Origin of the sequence: Roseburia sp. 499, from assembly GCF_001940225.2 — a bacterium.
GTDB lineage: Bacteria > Bacillota > Clostridia > Lachnospirales > Lachnospiraceae > Petralouisia.
Genome location: NZ_CP135164.1, coordinates 3,019,276 through 3,036,113 on the forward strand (window position 1 = coordinate 3,019,276; position 16,838 = coordinate 3,036,113).

The 16,838-nt window shown below is 38.0% G+C and carries 16 protein-coding genes and 3 pseudogenes; 2 read left to right on the forward strand and 17 right to left on the reverse strand.

What is annotated here, in order from left to right; genetic code table 11:
- Positions 1–24 precede the first annotated feature (24 nt).
- Genes BIV20_RS14865 through BIV20_RS14885 form a run of 5 tightly spaced genes read right to left on the reverse strand, consistent with a single transcriptional unit; the run spans position 25 to position 3,540 of the window.
- On the reverse strand, positions 25–1,767 hold the full coding sequence (locus BIV20_RS14865; RefSeq protein WP_075717364.1) for a pre-toxin TG domain-containing protein: 1,743 nt from the start codon (positions 1,765–1,767) through the stop codon (positions 25–27).
- Positions 1,768–1,770: 3 nt separating this feature from the next.
- Positions 1,771–2,124 carry a hypothetical protein gene (locus tag BIV20_RS14870; protein ID WP_075717366.1) on the reverse strand — a complete coding sequence of 118 codons (354 nt, stop codon included), beginning with the start codon at positions 2,122–2,124 and terminating at the stop codon, positions 1,771–1,773.
- Entirely contained in the window at positions 2,108–2,758 is a 651-nt protein-coding gene (locus tag BIV20_RS14875; RefSeq protein ID WP_075717368.1) for a DUF5081 family protein, read from the reverse strand. Before BIV20_RS14875 ends, BIV20_RS14870 begins: the two co-directional genes overlap by 17 nt.
- Positions 2,755–3,078, reverse strand: a complete 324-nt coding sequence (locus tag BIV20_RS14880; protein ID WP_075717370.1) for a type VII secretion protein EsxB — start codon at positions 3,076–3,078, stop codon at positions 2,755–2,757. The genes BIV20_RS14875 and BIV20_RS14880 overlap by 4 nt, the downstream gene beginning before the upstream one ends.
- A gap of 12 nt (positions 3,079–3,090) precedes the next feature.
- Positions 3,091–3,540, reverse strand: coding sequence for a hypothetical protein (locus BIV20_RS14885; protein WP_192848855.1), 450 nt, complete (start codon positions 3,538–3,540; stop codon positions 3,091–3,093).
- 313 nt (positions 3,541–3,853) lie between these two features.
- Here BIV20_RS14885 and BIV20_RS14890 point away from each other — a divergent pair, with 313 nt between their 5' ends.
- Positions 3,854–4,234: a Fur family transcriptional regulator gene (locus tag BIV20_RS14890; protein WP_075717372.1), complete on the forward strand. Its 381-nt coding sequence runs from the start codon at positions 3,854–3,856 to the stop codon at positions 4,232–4,234.
- Positions 4,235–4,342: 108 nt separating this feature from the next.
- Complete coding sequence (locus BIV20_RS14895) at positions 4,343–4,885, forward strand: NADH peroxidase (protein ID WP_075717374.1); 543 nt, start codon at positions 4,343–4,345, stop codon at positions 4,883–4,885.
- 306 nt (positions 4,886–5,191) lie between these two features.
- Here the strand turns inward: BIV20_RS14895 and BIV20_RS14900 are convergent, their stop codons facing one another.
- The 12 genes and pseudogenes from BIV20_RS14900 to BIV20_RS14955 form a co-directional block, all read right to left on the reverse strand.
- Entirely contained in the window at positions 5,192–5,833 is a 642-nt protein-coding gene (locus tag BIV20_RS14900; protein ID WP_330554342.1) for a DUF5680 domain-containing protein, read from the reverse strand.
- 98 nt (positions 5,834–5,931) lie between these two features.
- The gene (locus tag BIV20_RS14905; protein WP_075717376.1) at positions 5,932–6,585 is read right to left on the reverse strand and encodes a DUF998 domain-containing protein; all 654 of its coding nucleotides are present in this window, start codon (positions 6,583–6,585) and stop codon (positions 5,932–5,934) included.
- Between the two features lie 33 nt (positions 6,586–6,618).
- Entirely contained in the window at positions 6,619–6,798 is a 180-nt protein-coding gene (locus BIV20_RS14910) for a DUF3784 domain-containing protein (RefSeq protein ID WP_075717378.1), read from the reverse strand.
- Between the two features lie 224 nt (positions 6,799–7,022).
- A pseudogene (locus tag BIV20_RS14915) lies at positions 7,023–7,199 on the reverse strand (helix-turn-helix domain-containing protein); the annotation flags it as partial.
- Positions 7,200–7,444: 245 nt separating this feature from the next.
- On the reverse strand, positions 7,445–8,026 hold the full coding sequence (locus BIV20_RS14920; RefSeq protein ID WP_075717380.1) for a hypothetical protein: 582 nt from the start codon (positions 8,024–8,026) through the stop codon (positions 7,445–7,447).
- 25 nt (positions 8,027–8,051) lie between these two features.
- On the reverse strand, positions 8,052–9,620 hold the full coding sequence (locus BIV20_RS14925) for a DHH family phosphoesterase (RefSeq protein ID WP_075717382.1): 1,569 nt from the start codon (positions 9,618–9,620) through the stop codon (positions 8,052–8,054).
- 21 nt (positions 9,621–9,641) lie between these two features.
- On the reverse strand, positions 9,642–12,647 hold the full coding sequence (locus tag BIV20_RS14930) for a toll/interleukin-1 receptor domain-containing protein (RefSeq protein ID WP_075717384.1): 3,006 nt from the start codon (positions 12,645–12,647) through the stop codon (positions 9,642–9,644).
- Between the two features lie 51 nt (positions 12,648–12,698).
- Positions 12,699–13,181, reverse strand: coding sequence for a GNAT family N-acetyltransferase (locus BIV20_RS14935; protein ID WP_075717386.1), 483 nt, complete (start codon positions 13,179–13,181; stop codon positions 12,699–12,701).
- Entirely contained in the window at positions 13,174–13,620 is a 447-nt protein-coding gene (locus BIV20_RS14940; protein WP_075717388.1) for a MarR family winged helix-turn-helix transcriptional regulator, read from the reverse strand. Before BIV20_RS14940 ends, BIV20_RS14935 begins: the two co-directional genes overlap by 8 nt.
- 119 nt (positions 13,621–13,739) lie before the next feature.
- A pseudogene (locus BIV20_RS14945) lies at positions 13,740–13,985 on the reverse strand (thioredoxin family protein); the annotation flags it as partial.
- A 59-nt stretch (positions 13,986–14,044) separates the two neighbouring features.
- Positions 14,045–14,654, reverse strand: a pseudogene (locus BIV20_RS14950) (permease); the annotation flags it as partial.
- 43 nt (positions 14,655–14,697) lie between these two features.
- The gene (locus BIV20_RS14955) at positions 14,698–16,647 is read right to left on the reverse strand and encodes an alpha-amylase family glycosyl hydrolase (protein ID WP_075717390.1); all 1,950 of its coding nucleotides are present in this window, start codon (positions 16,645–16,647) and stop codon (positions 14,698–14,700) included.
- Positions 16,648–16,838: the final 191 nt, after the last annotated feature.

Consider the following 16,838-nt stretch of genomic DNA (forward strand, 5'->3'; position numbering starts at 1 on the left):
GCAGGATTCTATCCTTGTATTCAATCAGGATTGCGAACTTGTTTCGCAATTACCTATTACAAAATGTTCACCATCAAATATTGCAACAATAACATCTTGGCCATTAACTACCTTATGCAATTCAGCTCCTTCATTTGGTGTAATTCGTGTATCTAATGTCCATTCTGGTACAACCTCACCATTTCTAGCTGCTGTAAAACCATTCAGTGTGCAAGGCGGACCATCTGTATTCATTCCCCCAAACTTTTCGCCATAAGGAATTGATATCTTATCCGTTTGTTCTGTTGTAAATTTAATATATCCATAGGTATCTCCCCCCTCTGGATATGGTCTTACTCCATCGCCAGTCACATAATCAAGTCGTGATGATTCAACGACATCGTCATATCCTTTTATATGCGATACATCATCATATCTCGCCACATAACCACCAATAGCAGACCATCCATCGTCTCCCAAATATTTCTCAATATCTGATGCCGGTATTGTCTTTTGGATATATGTATTTGCGTCTATTTTAGGAACTGCTTCACGTATTGCCTTTAATTGCGCAATTTGTTCATTAGTCAAATCATTTACATTTGTTAATCTTAATTTATTAAATTCATCCAACGTCAATCCTTGTTCTTTTAACGCAGTAGCAAGCTCCTTGCTTGCAAAACTAGAATCACCGTCTCCAATGGTTTCTCCAACAATCTTCAAAGCGTCATCATCCAGTACCTTGCTACCAATCTCTATCCCATCGGCATTCTTAAACAACAGCCTATTTCCGGAAATACTTACTGTGATTCCCGCTGCCAAACTCAGCATTATAGTTACCGGCACCGGCCAATCAAAGGCTTCTCCTAAGGCACTTACTCCGCACGCTGCCGTATTTCCTGCAAATTCTATCGCTACGGTCTTACCAAAAAATTTTAATCCTTCTTTAAGGCCCAACTCCGAAAACTTAGTGGCTGCTATTGCTCCTCCCAGCGTTACTAGGTCTACTACTGCAAATACTACTTTAAGTCCACGTTCTAAGTCTGTCAAGTCTTCGCCGGTTATTAGATCTTCCCCGGTACATGCCTCAATAATCGGCTTAATGATCGTGATATCCAATACAGAGGATACGAAGTTCAAAAAAGGATTGCTGGAATCATGGGTAAATTCTCCCTGCTTATAGAACTGTTCCAGGAATTCCTGCTGGGTCATTTCATTATCTTCTCCCAACATTCCTGACGCTAACATTGCTTCATACTGTCCGGCAAATATATTTGCAAAATCTTCCACACATCCGTTTGTACTTGTTAAGCATATTCCATCAATTCCCGGTTTTCCGGCAGAAGTTCCCATAAAATCTGCAAAGCTCAATTTATCTTTTTCTCGTTCTCCGCTTGTTCCCGGACTAAGATCATTCCCCGGTATGGTGTAAGTTTCTGTCAATCCAAGTGTATTATCTACCTCAAAATCTTCCAGATGAATCCGGCTAATCGTCTCTGTGGCATTCTTCTTGAAATCTTTACACAGTGGCTGGTCTAATTTCTCATCTACATAATAGTTCAAAGCATCTATGTAAGTACGCAGGGTCCCATGTCCCTCCAACAGTCTTTCTATATCATCCTTTCTGGAAGTATAGCTGATTCCAAGCTCCACTTCACCTAATAATTCATCACACTTTTTCAACGCTTGATCTACTGTTAACATCATATCATAAGTATACATAACATTCAGATAGGATGCTCCCTTTTCACTCCAGTTAAGATATACTTTCTTTGTTTCCGTCTGCATTTTCTATTCCTCCCCCATCTGACTAATCACCCAAGCTACCAGTTGCTGTTCATTATAATACATGGTATTGTAGGCATTATAAATATATGACGCTGCCGCTTGGTACAGAAACACCATCTTCTGCAAATTGCTGGCAAGCGATTGAAAAAAAGCCTCCATCTCTTCCAATGCTTCTCCCTGATAGGTATCCGGATTTTCTATATTTTGTACACACACTTCTGCATAAGTATATGCTTCCTGAATCTTCGCCTGAATCTTTCCCAATTCTGTTATGTAGTCCAGTACCCCTGCACCAATCTTTATTTCTTCCGATGCTCCTCCACCGTCTGAACACACCGTACTAACATGAATAGCCATAATTCTCCACCTCCTCGGTAATTCTGAGCAGTTTTAACAGTTCTCTCCTTACCTGTACTGCATTGACCCCTTTTCTTATTTCTCGATTCAAATCATACTGGTACATCTTTTCTTCCTTCCAGTAATACACCAGCTCTCTTTCTACGACTCCATTCTGGAACTCTCCTATCATAATGTTCCCCTCATATTCCTTTAATTCCTGTAAAAAAGTATCCATATCCATCATTTCCGTCTTAATATCTACTGTTTTCGCTCCTGTCCGTAACACCGGATACTTATCCAATAATAAATGTACTAATGCAACTCTCGGAAGTCTTAACATTTCATACTCCCGATTCTTCAATGGAATAATGACGATTGCCTCCTTTTTTTCAAGTAAGGCTATGTGCAGATAATTTATAATAATATGTACTTTACTTTCCTTATAACATTCTAATGCCCTTGCCGGCAATACTCCCTGCCTGGACAATTCTGTTTCTGACTTCAGAACCCCTTTTTCCATCAGGCCTTTGACGGTTCTCTTTACTTCCTCTTCATGGTTCCCCTCTGGTCGAAACTTAAGCGGAATACCAAATACTTCATTTCCTTTTGTAATGCTATTAAAAAACACCATTTCGTGCTCTGTGAATCTCATTCCATCCCCTCCATATCCTTATATTCCTGAAATCCTGTATAAAAATCATCTACTCGTTCCCCATGTGCCTCCAGTGCATCAATTGCCTGCTGTACCGGATTTTCTCCATTATTGTTTGAAAAACTCTCATGATACTGTTGCATCAACCTCATATACGCCATAAAAGTTGTTTCTTCCTTTCCCTTCCATAGCTTATCGTCTTCGATTCTTGACAAAAGCTGTGATAACAAATCATAAGAATCATCTATATCCTCTTGAATTGATTTCAACTTCGTTAACAAATCATTCATGTTGGTGCCTGACATCTTAAAATCCTGCATTTTCTCTCCTCCTTACGCTCCCTGCTGCTCGGCCGCTTCGCGCCGTATCCGTTCCTCTTCTTCATAATATTGCTGCTGATATATCTTCATTTCCCTATCCTCTCGCTCGGCCTCATCACACCAATATTGATACTCGCCTTTGACATACTCAAATTTTTTCTTTACCTCAGAAATAGTCGTTGTGAAATCTGCTCCTAATGCCTCTATTGCCTGACGATTCTCTCCTTCTTTTGTTACAAATGTTGTACTTAACTTACCCTCTGCCGAATCAGGATTCACTTCCATTGTGTCATAATCTGTCTTCAACTCCTGTAACACAGCCTCCAGATACTCTGTTCTTCCCAGTTGTTCCTCTAATCCCTTAACTACCTTCTTATACTTATCTCTTTGTAGCTCCGCATAAGTCTTTTTTCCGAAAATATCATCAATGATATATTTCAACCTTTCCAATAGACTCGACATACTTTCCCTCCTTGAATATTCATAAAATTTATATAACATCAAAAAGCATAGAAAAACTATACTCTATTTACCACTTGTCATTATGCAATTGTTTTTCTTTGGATTATTTACTGAATTAGCAGTTTATCGAACGATAAACCCTGAATAACTACCCCTAGCCATTCCTTATCTAACTCTTCCCTCAAATCCTCTTTTTTATTGTAAATATTTTTCCTTAAATTGTCAATTTGTTTCTTGACTTTTTCCTTATAGGATTCTATAATTTAATTATAACAGTAATAATTATCGTTATTATAATAGGAGGTGAACTTTTTTGATAAAATACAGTCGACAACGGGAATGTATCAAACAGTTTTTATCTACTCGTTATGACCATCCTACCGCAGAAACTGTTTACCTTAATGTAAAAAAAGAATTTCCTAATATCAGTCTGGGAACTGTATACCGCAATCTTTCCCTTCTAGCTGAATTAGGCGAAATACAAAAAATTTCTACCGGCGTGGGCCCCGACCGATTTGACGGAAATCCCGCCCCCCATTATCACTTTTTCTGTAGCAAATGTGGAAGTGTTATTGATTTGGAAATGGAAGGTATTGACCACATCAACATCCTTGCCAGTAGCCAGTTCGATGGGGAAATTGATGGGCACATTACCTATTTCTACGGGAAGTGCAGTAATTGCCTAAAAAAATAATTTTCCTTATTGACAAATGATTATCACCATGTTATTATCAACTTGTAAATCAGTAATGATTACTATTTTTAAATTTTAAATATTAAAAAAAGAAAGGAAAAGGGTACTATGAAAAAATTTGTATGTAATGTATGCGGTTATGTTTACGAAGGAGAAACAGCTCCAGAAAAATGTCCACAGTGTAATGCTCCAGCTTCTAAATTTACAGAGCAGTCCGGAGAAAAAACTTGGGCATCCGAACATGTTGTAGGAGTAGCACAGGGTGTTCCGGAAGATATTATTGAAGACTTGAGAGCAAACTTCAACGGAGAATGTTCCGAAGTTGGTATGTATCTTGCAATGGCTAGAGTTGCTCACAGAGAAGGATATCCTGAAATCGGTTTATATTGGGAAAAAGCAGCTTACGAAGAAGCTGAGCACGCTGCAAAATTTGCAGAGTTATTAGGGGAAGTTGTTACTGACAGCACTAAGAAAAATCTGGAAATGCGTGTTGAAGCTGAAAACGGTGCTACTGCCGGAAAAACTGACCTGGCAAAACGTGCTAAGGCTCTGAACCTGGATGCAATCCATGATACAGTACATGAAATGGCTAGAGATGAGGCAAGACACGGCAAAGCATTTGAAGGTCTGTTAAAGAGATACTTTGGTTAATTAAAAATCCAGTAAAATCAATGGTTTTAGAGGTTTGAAGAAATTTTCTTCAAACCTCTTTTTTGACTGTTTCAATGAGAATTGAATAGACACTTTTATAGGCTCATGCTAAAATAATCAATGTATAACTACATAGAAAGAGCGGATGCGTTTCCGATGTCGATGCCCTCTAGTCTTACATAAGGAGAGGGTGATGCCCTATGAACACAATGGAAGTTTTAACTTTGTTGCTAGTAATATTTGCGGCTCTATCATTTATTGACAACCAATGTTACTTATTTCATTACACCACCATGAAAATAGCATTCATACACTTTTTTCATTATTACAATATATCTCTTCATATCCTTGGAACCATGTAAAATCACCTGCGACATTACATTTATACAAATACTCTCCAGCCTGATAGTATTCCGGTCCGCGATAAGGCATATCCTTGTCTGCTTTTCTAAGTGCTTCTTTTAAAAAATCTCCGCTAAACTGTTGCCCTAATACACGCCCCATATAATTCATGGCATACTGTGATTTTCCCTCATACCATATTGCTTCTTCACCAGCAAACTGTTCTCCTCCTACATATGTGTCGTGGTACAAATACGGACCACTACTATAAGTGAAATCATGAGAATCAAGTCTGGTTGACTCCGTTTCGTTCATATATGCTGCATATGTATTTACGTTTGCCTCAAGCCGGAATTCAATCAATTTCTCGATATCTGTATTTTCCCTGTTTGCGCATTTCATCATACATTCCTGATCACGCACCAGATAATCCACCGTAACATGAAACAGATTACTAATCTCAATCAAATTTGAAATATCAGGATATACCTGACCCGATTCCCATTTTGCTACCGCTTGTCTTGTTACAGATAATTTTTCTGCAAGTTCCTCTTGTGTTAATCCTTCGTTTTTACGAATAAATCGTAGTTTTTCTGCAAATATCATTACTATCACCTCAAAAATATCATATGATAATTTTGTCCTGAATCCCATAAAATGTAAGTTGCTAATATGCTACTTTTCTTATACAAAACAAAGACATCTTAGGATTTTCTGATTCCAAATATGTTTCTCACCGAAATCACCCCTATCGGCAAATACATAAATAATATATTAAGTCTTTGCCATAGACCTTCTTTTGCTATTATTGTATTACTAAATTCTGGTTTATCTGACATAACAAACAGTGCAAAGAATACAAAAGCAATGATAAATGAGACAACAGCTATTACTCCATTTACCTTATTATCGTTCTTAAATTCAAGAATAGATAATAGCAATGGTACAAACAGAAACACCATAAATCCTACAACCGAGCCAATTCCATGTATTTGGGAAGCCGTTGTGACCACATCTTTGGTTTCGTTAACACTAAAGAAACAAGTAAATATACATGCTCCAACAGCAAATATTGTAATGAAAACAACAACGGTGTTAATAAGTGGTTTTGAGACGCTGTTATAATAATTATATATTGCCGGAATAGCGAATAAAAATAGCAATCCCTCCAATAACATCCACAGGTTAAATACCACTCTAACCGGACTTTGTGGATTTCCTAATGCTGAAATTGTCATCGACATATGACTGTACCCCTGATAAAACGGTGCAAGTATAAATGGAATAAGTATATCTCCCAAAATTGCAATTAACAAAGCATGCCATCCATATTTAACTAAAATATTCTTTGTACTCATCATTTTCCTCCTAAATAATTGCCACTCCAATTCCTACTGTTCTACATAGCTTCTTCTCATTATATTTTGATTTTTTTCTTTCGAGGCTGTATTATACCCCGCTATCAATCCACTTCCTTGCCCTGAAATCAAAACAATAGCAAGTAATAATAACACACCAAAAGCTCCCCACATAATCCATTCAGGTCCAATTATCAAATCTGCTAATTTCATACCATCATACCTCCTCTACCTTTCCCTCGATAATATTCTTTTTTTCAAGTTCTTTATTTTGATAAGACAACCGCTCGTGTACAATACTCCTACTGTCATTATTCCGTAAGAAAGTCCCAGCATAATAGCTGACAATTTACCATTCGTAATGGTATCCGAAATACCCGTATATTTCAAAATGAGATAAATTGTAAATGCAATTACCCCTACAATAAATATTATATTTATTTTTTTGTGAGCCTATTCTTCTCTTCATTGTTATACTCAGCAACTTTCATTACCGTTTCTTCTAATTCTTTATTCATTTTCTCGCTTTTCCTTTCTCCATCAAGCAACTCTCGCAGGTCAACATCATAATAATCAGCCATTTCAATAAGAATATCCAAATCCGGAAGATTACTTCCTGTCTCCCATCTTGAAACTGTTCTTCGAGAGACATTAAACTGTTCTGCAAGTTGTTCCTACGTAAAACCTTTCTCTTTACGAAGTTCCTTAATAAATCCACCCAATTTAACTTGATTCAAACTTTTTAAACCTCCTTACAAGATTAGAATACCTCTTAATATCTCTAATTTATAGGACACAAAGCGAGCAATATCCTATTTTCGATTTGAGACACATCTTGTCTACCGCATTAAATTCCGTTTTATACAATCACAAATCTTATAACACAAGGATTTTCTCCATTACTGTCCAACGGTGAAGAAATGATTTCCAGTGTCTTCAATTTCACCCCTAACATGATTTCATAATGATGCTTGAAATGTCCTGCACAACAGAAGCAGTAATTTTTTGATACACTATAGTCATATTTAAGTCCATTAAAATTAGAGCATGCACATAAATACCTTTCTCCATTCGAATAACTTACCGCATTTACCGTTATGGTTCCGTCTTCATTCCTCAATGGTTCTCCCATATTCGGAATTCCTTTTATTTTCTCCAGTTTTTCATCCACAGAAAGATGTGTATTTTCCTTTGCAAAAGCTTTTGATGCTTTTTCTCTTGCCCCACCTTTACAGCAAGCATTCCACTCAAAAATATCTTGGAGTTTCTGCGCATCCACTTGCTCATTCATAATGTCTATTGCCCGCTTAAAATAAGCGGCCTTTGTTTTCTTAGGTGTTTTATCAACAATATCTTCATATCCTTCATTGATTTGTGATATAACATCCTCACCTATACCAAACTTCTCCAAAGATTTCTTAAATTTTTCCGGACTTGGCATACTTTACACCTCCAAAATTTCAAGTTTATTTATCCACCAGTTCATACGTCCGCTCAAAGATACTACGCTCAATAATGTAAATGTCGTGCATATCATCTTTACGCACTGCCAGATAATCCCCTTCTTTTCCCAACATATACTTGTCTTCGTCCCAAGCGGTAAATACTTTTACACGGTGGTCCAGTTTCTTTACATATATGTACACTTCTCCTGTAGATACGCAGGATTGGGCATAAGGAACCAGCGATACATTTTCTCCCTCTACCACATGTTTTATGACCGGTTCATATTCCCCTTCAAAAACATACGGTGTCTCAACTCTCTTATAACTGCGTTCAAACTTCTCTTTTTTGTTTGGATAAGCCTCTCCTTGGATTCCTATCATAATGTAGATATCTTCCTGAATTTCTACATCTAAGTCTCCTTCCAGGGTTCGAATTGTTATTTCTGTTCCTATCGGGAATACATTACAAGCTTCCACAAATCCCAACGTAAGCTTTTTCTTCTTATACATTTTCATGTCTGTAATATCAATCTCATAGTCTTGGGCATAAATAACCTCTATGTCATCAAAATAGTCATCCATGCGCCACTTTAGAAAACCATTGATTCCTTCTGTATCCGGATGAATTCCATGATTTTTTTCCTGAAATTCCCGTTGCACTGCAACCGACATTTTTTTACAAAACACTTCGTATGCCCGGTCTAACAATTCCATTTGGATAAATCCACCTGCTTTTTCTAAATGTCCTCCGCCGGAACCAATTCCTTCTGTGATAAACTCTGCCAGTTCACTTGCCTTTACTTCCTTCACGCAACTTCGCACAGAGATTTTTACCCCAAATGGCATTACACTGTAGACGAGACAGGTATCTACCGCATCCACCTCCAACATTAAATCACTAATCATACCAAGAATGTTAGGGTCACAGGGTTTTGCTTCTACTACAGCATATCGATATGTTTCATTATAATCATAACCAATGAGTGCCATTCCGGCTATCTCCAGCTCTTTTAAGGACAAATTGGAATTACGAAAACGTACAATCGCGCTACGTTCAAAAGCTGCATCATCGCGCAAATCCTTATCTAAGGGATGAGAAATTTCCGTAAAATTATTGGTATCCGTTAGCAATCCATAATAAAGTGCTGTCGCCAGCTTCTTATCCTCGTTAATATCTATGCCCTCTGCCTGCATCATCTCGCGAACCACTGTTGCACATGCTCCCAGATTACTTCTCACTTCACTTAATTCGGGCAATTCTCTGCATACCTGATGATGGTCAATTACGGCAACCTGTTTGGCTTGGAATGATGTTACATTTCCTTCTCCATACTGACAATCCACCGTAACCAATAGCTCCGGTTGTTCCAAAGTCTCTACATGTTCGATTGGAATGTCCAATTCCGATACCATCAAACGCAAATTACTTTTCTGAATCCTATAGCGCCCTCCGTATACCAGTTTTACTTTTTTTCCCTGATTTTTTAAATAAGTATATACCCCAAATCCACTTGCAATTGCATCTGCATCCGGGTTATCGTGACATTGTACTACAATATCATCATACGCTAACAACTGACTTAATCTCATATTTCTTCCTCTCATCAATTCTTAATCCACGTTAAATTGTGTTCGCTCCAACTCTGTTAATGCTGTATCTCCAAACTGATTTTCCGCCTCTTCTAATAGCATATCCAACGTCATATACGGAAATCGATAAATGGTATCACTAAACCTGCAAAAAACGGCTGACTGTTCCGGCAGATATGCCAATCCATCCTCTATCTCTGCTATCCACTCATAATCCTCTTTATTTAGAATAACAATTCCCAACATTGTTACCAGCGTGACTGTTTCTGATTCTTCATTCACAATGGCCTGTTCTATCTTATAATACTGGTCAACGGATATATGTGTAAATGCCTGCTCTTTTATATTGTACACACGGAAATAATGATCGTCTCCTTGGAGCATTATTTCTGTACCATCCTGGGAAAATTGGACGAATCTACGGCTCACACTGGCAAATGGAATTTCTGCCACAGTTTCCATTTTTTCTGTATTTAAAACCCGAAGCATACCATCTGTACAGGTAACTGCCAACAGTTTTCCATCTGCACTTACTGCAAATGCCTTTTGGTCCTCTGTTCCCTTCGCTACTTTGTAACCATCTACTTCAATTGGTGCAATATCTCCTGTTTCTACCTCTACCTTGCATATCCCTTTTTCCTGAATATTACAATATATCTTTTTTCCATCCTCAGAAATAATCGCTCCATAAATATAGCCCTCGATATCCTGAGAAGATAATATGTCCTGCTGCACCAAATCTACTACTGCAAAAGTGCTTCCACCATAAACAAGCGCCAGCATTCCCTCTTCATTCATATCACAACCTACTGTCACAAACTCTTCGAAAACCTCTATCTTCTCTTCTTTTCCACCTGCTACATCGTAGAAAATAACATTTCCATTGGAGTCAACATACACAAAGTTTGCATCATCCACAAAGCCGGCAGCCTCCCGGTAACTATCTGTTTCTAATGACAGTACATTAACTAGCGAATCATCTGATGTCTTATAAAAATATATTTTCTCATTTGTTGCAATATCTGAAAGTTCCACTGCATAATAGGTCTCATCCTTAGAATAATACATATTATCAACGGATTCTTCATATGTTTCCAATTCACTCTTTCCTGCACCTTCATGATATTTCATGACGGTAAGTGCAGGTGATGCATAAGACTGCATCACAAGAACACTATTTTTTATACTAATATTCGTTAAATATTTTCCCGTTTCAATCGCAGAAGAGGTATAATTCATTCCCGTATTCATATCTACAATATTGATGGTTCCATTACTTTCTGCCAGATAACCCCAACTATTTTCTACCGCTACCAGAAAGGTTCTGATTCCCCCAGTAACTCTTACCTCTGCCACAAGTTCTCCCGTACCGGAATTCCAATTGTAAGCAGCATTATCTATAGACATCAGTACCTGGTCGTATTCTTTTCCTGTTTCATCCTCTGTGTATTTTCTACACTTTATCTGTGCACTTGCTGAATCGACGCCCACCTTCTGATAGACGAACTCATTTTTCCAAAGTGTCGTCTGTTGCCCACAATCAATTTTTTCAATGAAACCGACTCCATTATCGTTCTCGACCTCATAATCCGGTCTCGGACAACTGGCAACGACCAAACTATCATCTGCCGAAAAGGCAATATCCATAGCATAAGCCTCTGACACTGCAAAATCCGTCATAGTTTTAGTTGTAAAATCATATACAGAAACGCAGCCTGCTGTTCCCTCATCTACCAAATGTGCAACTGCAAACTTTTGTTTATCTATACTAAAAGCCATTGGAGAGGTAAAGGCTGCTTCCATCCCATTCTCCATTCTTCCTACTTCATGCCCATCTGTGATATCGTAAAAAATGACATCATCACTAGATACACAAGCCGCTATTCCTGTTTCGCAATCAATGTCACACTGCGTGAAATACCCGTTTTCTTCTGTCCGCCATTCTTCCACACCCGTAAAATCTACGGAACGTAATCCATTTTTATCGCAAATCAGAATATGTTCTCCATTCACAGCCCCTCCAATCGGCGAAATCACATATCCGCTTTCATCCAATTCGGGGGAAATTTTGGCCAACATTTCACCATTATCTACATTCCATACATAGGTATAATCTCCCTGATCTATGGAAAGGATCATCGTTCCTTCTTCATTGAGTAAGAATTCACTTACCGGCAAATCATGCTTTAAGGCCCGATCCATACCAATCACATTTCCCGTATCGTAACAATTTAAGGACTTACTCAATGCATACTGTGCATTTGCCACATATGGACGGTCATTTTCTTCCGTTGGCAATGCTTCCAATGCTACTAACGCAGCGGTCTGGCGGTCTCCCTCTTTCAAAAGTGTCAGTGCTGTATCTGCCAAATATTTTGACTGATTGATTTGTTTTCCTTCATAATTCTTCTGAATCATGGCTGTGTTATAAGCACTATATGCACCAAATGCTACTCCCAGCACTGCTACTGCAGACACCGCTCCTATCATTTTCTTCATGCGACGCTCTCTATGGCGCTGTCTTAAATCATCATAGCTACAATGAAGTAACGGAGCTGCAAGACGCATAATCTCCGTTTTCATTTTCTTATTGATTTCACTTTTGGTAGCACCTCTGACATCTGCCGCCAGCGGTTCTACCGGATTCCCCTCTTCATCCTCTAAAAGCTGCTTTGGAAAAGACTGGTCCGGCTCGCCTTCAATTAAAACTGCCAGAACATTCTCTCTTCCATGCATCTCAATAAATGTATCAATTTCCTCCTGAACCCAGTAAGACTCCGGTGTTCTTGGAGAACATATTACAAGTAAAAATTCAGATTCTGCCAATGCACTTTCAATATTCTCTCCCAAATCACTTCCTATTGGAAGCTCCTCCTGATCTCGGAAAACTCGCTTAATATTCTTTTTTCCTGACTTTTCTGCCACTGCCCGCGGTACTTTGAACGTCTCTAATCCCTTATGAACTTTTTTGGCTATATACATATCCAAATCGGAATGTCGATAGCTGATAAATGCATCGTATTTCATTTTTTTCCTCTTAAGTGTAGTTTTTCTTTCATTATACACTATTTGCAGAGGCTATTTTATATGATTTCTTCTTTCCATCAGTGTGGTATTCTGCCACACTCCAAATCGGTCTTTCGCTATTTTCTCACGATACCCAATTTCTCTGAAACCACATTTTTTATGTAACGCAATGCTGGCTTTGTTGATAGAAAAAATAGCAGAATACAAACTCCAATAACCAGCTTTCTCCGTTTCTTCACACAATTTTTGCAAAAGCTCTGTTCCTATGCCTTTTCCTTGATATGCTTCATCAATGTATATACTTACTTCTACACTTCCTCTATAAACACATCTTCCGGATGTGGGGCTTATTGCTATCCAGCCAACCACCTTTTCATCCGATACATAAACATATCTACACTCTTTTATATGCCCATTATCCCACTCTTCATAAGTAGGACATTCTGTATTAAACGTAGATATCCCGCGTTCCATCCCCTGTTCATAAATTTCTGCGACTCTCTTCCAATCATTTGGCATCATTTCTCTAATCATTTTCTTCTCTCTCCTTTACTTTTGTACATGCAGCAACATATAATTCTAATGCTTCAATAACCTGTTCTTGCTTTTCGTCCGGTATTTCATTTAATATTTCTTGGAATTTCCCATTCATGTCACACTCTATTTTTTCAAAATGTGCTTGCCCTTTGGGTAGTAAATAAAGCATAACCCACCTGCGGTCTTGCTCTGAACTTTTTCGCTCAACATATTCTTTCTGAACTAATTCTTCAATGGCACGACTCACACTACTTTTATCCATATGCAAAATAGACGCAAGCTCTTTTGCCGAAATCCCCGGTTTACGGCCAATTTCAACAATCATAAAACATTGCGCACTACTAATGCCAGCGCAACAACAGTCTCCTTTTCTCATATTTGCGAGATGAAACTCTAATTGTCGTGTATATTCACGAAACGCATATACTTTGTTCATAAAAACTTTCTATCTCCTAACATTATTTGTTCATATATAAAATAAAACAGATAGTTGCGCTTGTCAACTATCTGTTTTGTCAACTATCTGTTTTGTCAACTATTTGTTTTCCAATTTTTTTAGACCTCACCCTTATAAAGTAATTTTTCTATATCTGTCGGTTTTAAAACTTTTCCTACAGATACCACCTTTTCATTTATCACAAGTCCCGGCATACTCATGATTCCGTAAGTCATTACCTTTTCCATATCTGTTACATATTCTACTTCTATATTAATCCCTGCATTTTCAAGTGCCTTTTTTGTATTCTCATACATCTGGTGGCAAGACTTACAGCCTGCACTAAGTACTTTAATACTTTGAATAGATAATCCCATTTTCTTGTCCTCCTAAAATTTTTTTAATTTGACATAAACCAAATGCTCTATATCAATAGATACTGAATAGCATTAAAGAAATATCCCACCATAATAATTCCTATCGTACAAATTGCAACAAAAATTCCCAACAGTTTAGGCTTTACTGCTTTTTTTAGCATAATAATTGACGGTAATGAAAGGGTTGTAACCCCCATCATAAAGGACAGCACAACACCTAAGCTTGCTCCTTTCACAAGCAGTGCTTCTGCAATCGAAATACAGCCAAAAATATCTGCATACATTGGAATACCACAAATTGTTGCCAGTATTACTCCCACCGGATTACCCGTACCTAATACTTTTACAATCCATTTCTCCGGTATCCAATTATGAATAACTGCCCCTATAGCGACACCTATCACTACATACGGTGCTACTTTTTTGGCCGTTGATACAACTTGCTCCCATGAATATTTTAGTCTGTCTCTCTTTGTCAATTTTTCCTGCGGAACATCCATGACTTTACTATTTCGAATAAATTCCTGTACCTGATTTTCCAAGTGCATTTTTTCGATTAAAGTTCCCCCAACAACTGCGATAATCAATCCCACAACAACATAGACGGCAGCTACCTTCCAACCAAAAAATACTCATCAGCAGAATATGCCATCCCAAAGAAAACCCACAAGTACTAACTCGCGGGTTTTCTTTTATCTCTTTACTGTACATCCGACCAACTTTCAATTACATCTTCCTGTACAAAACCATCTTCTTCAAAACTATACTCACGATTCTCTTTCTGAAGAGGTCCTACCAAATCTTGGTGATCTGCGTTCTGCTCTCTGGCATCCCAATTTCCACGATTATACTTGTACTCAATATCAGAATATGCTTCTCCTGTAAGAGTATATTCATAAGTATAATCCCCTACCTTTGTCATAATGTATGGCTCATCCGCCACCTTCCAGTTATCGAAGGTTCCGATAATATAAATCGGTTCATCCGGTGTATTCTCCGGAACGGTAACTCGTATTGTTACAGTATATTCCTGCTGTTCCTCTGCCTGGAAATCATCCTCGTTAATTGGGCATGTATCAGAATCATACTTTAAAATCAAAGAATTATACCCCTCTAAGGTATATTCTCCGGCAGAGACTTCCTCCTCATGATACAAGTCTGTTCCATCTACATTTAAAGTAATGGTCTTAGCATCTTCCCTCTGATTATGAATTACCAGATATTTACTGTTATCTTCGGTAATAGAATATGCATATAATCCACCACCCATTCCCAAGGTCTCATAAGTTCCATTGTAGAATACAGGATTATCATTACGAATCTGAATCAGTTTCTTATAGTGATTCAATACACTATCCTTATCATCATTCTCCTCTTCTACCGAAATTCCATCATTCGGCACTACGTAAGTAAGCGTTGGATTGAAAAATGCATCGGTCATTTTGGTCATGTAATCGCCATCAGCATTTGCATACCAGTCAAATGGTTCACGACGGTTATCATCCGGCTTCTGTCCCAACTGTCCAATTTCTTCTCCGTAATAAATGAATGGTGTCCCCGGTAATGTAAACTGAATTGTTGCTGCAAGCTTTGCCTTTTCCTCAGAATTTACTCTTGTGGCGACACGATCCATATCGTGATTTCCAATCATTACAGAATCTATCATCAATGCGCTGACACCTTTTTCAGATGATGATTTCTCCTCAAAGGATTTATGCATTGTATTCAAATCAGCTACAATATCTGCGTTACGTCCCTTCGCCATTTCAAGTATTTCATCTGTTGCGATAAAGTTAAAGGAAGACGGCATTGACTGATAGAAATTTGCAATCTCTGCATAATTCGTATACCAGTTCTCTCCTACAATAAAAGCATCTTCCTTTTTGCTCATAACTTCCCTGGCAAATTCGTTCCACCAATCCAGCGTTACACTAATGTCATCGTCTATATTATTAGAACCATCTAAGCGAAATCCATCGACATCATGCTCAAGCCAGAAGTCAGCCACTGACTTGATTTCATCCCGAACAGCCTGACTATTATAGTTAAGATCCGGCATAATCTTGTCATAATGCCCATAGTAATACAATCCAGTTTCTTCATCCTGATACCATTCCGCCTCTCCCGGATCTGTATCTTGAATAAAATAAAACTCTCTATATTTACTATTTTCATCAGCTAATGCTTCTCGGAACCATTCATTCTGATAAGAGGTATGATTTACTACAAAATCAATAATAACCTTGATATCATTGTCATGACAGATTTTTACCAGTTCATCAAAGTCCTCCATCGTTCCGTAATCGGATTCTACTGCATAGTAATCTGCCACATCATATCCATGGTAGGTAGTGGATTCCATCATCGGCATGAGCCAAATTGCCCCAACTCCTAACTCCTTGAGATAATCCACATTTTCTGTGATTCCCTTAAAATCACCAATACCATCCCCATTACTGTCTGCAAAACTTCTTACGAAAATCTCATAAAATGTGGTGGTCTCTGCCCATTCCGGATTTAATTTCTCTACCTTCGCCCCAGTATCATTACTTTTTTCCGTATTGCTGTTTTTTCCGGAAGAACATCCTACACACACACAACCTATGAGCATCGCTGCTACTAAAATTGCGCTTAGTATTCTTTTCTTCATATCCTTATCCCTCTCCTTTCATCTCCCATGGTACTATGGTACTATTTTCACGGTATTTTGTCAATCATTTTGCACAACGCTCTACTATTATCCGTTTTTAAAATATGCATTTTGCACAACATTTGGTGTGTGATAAAAAAGGACTTCACATAATCTCCTGATTTTTTCTTGCATACCCTTACCATTATGTG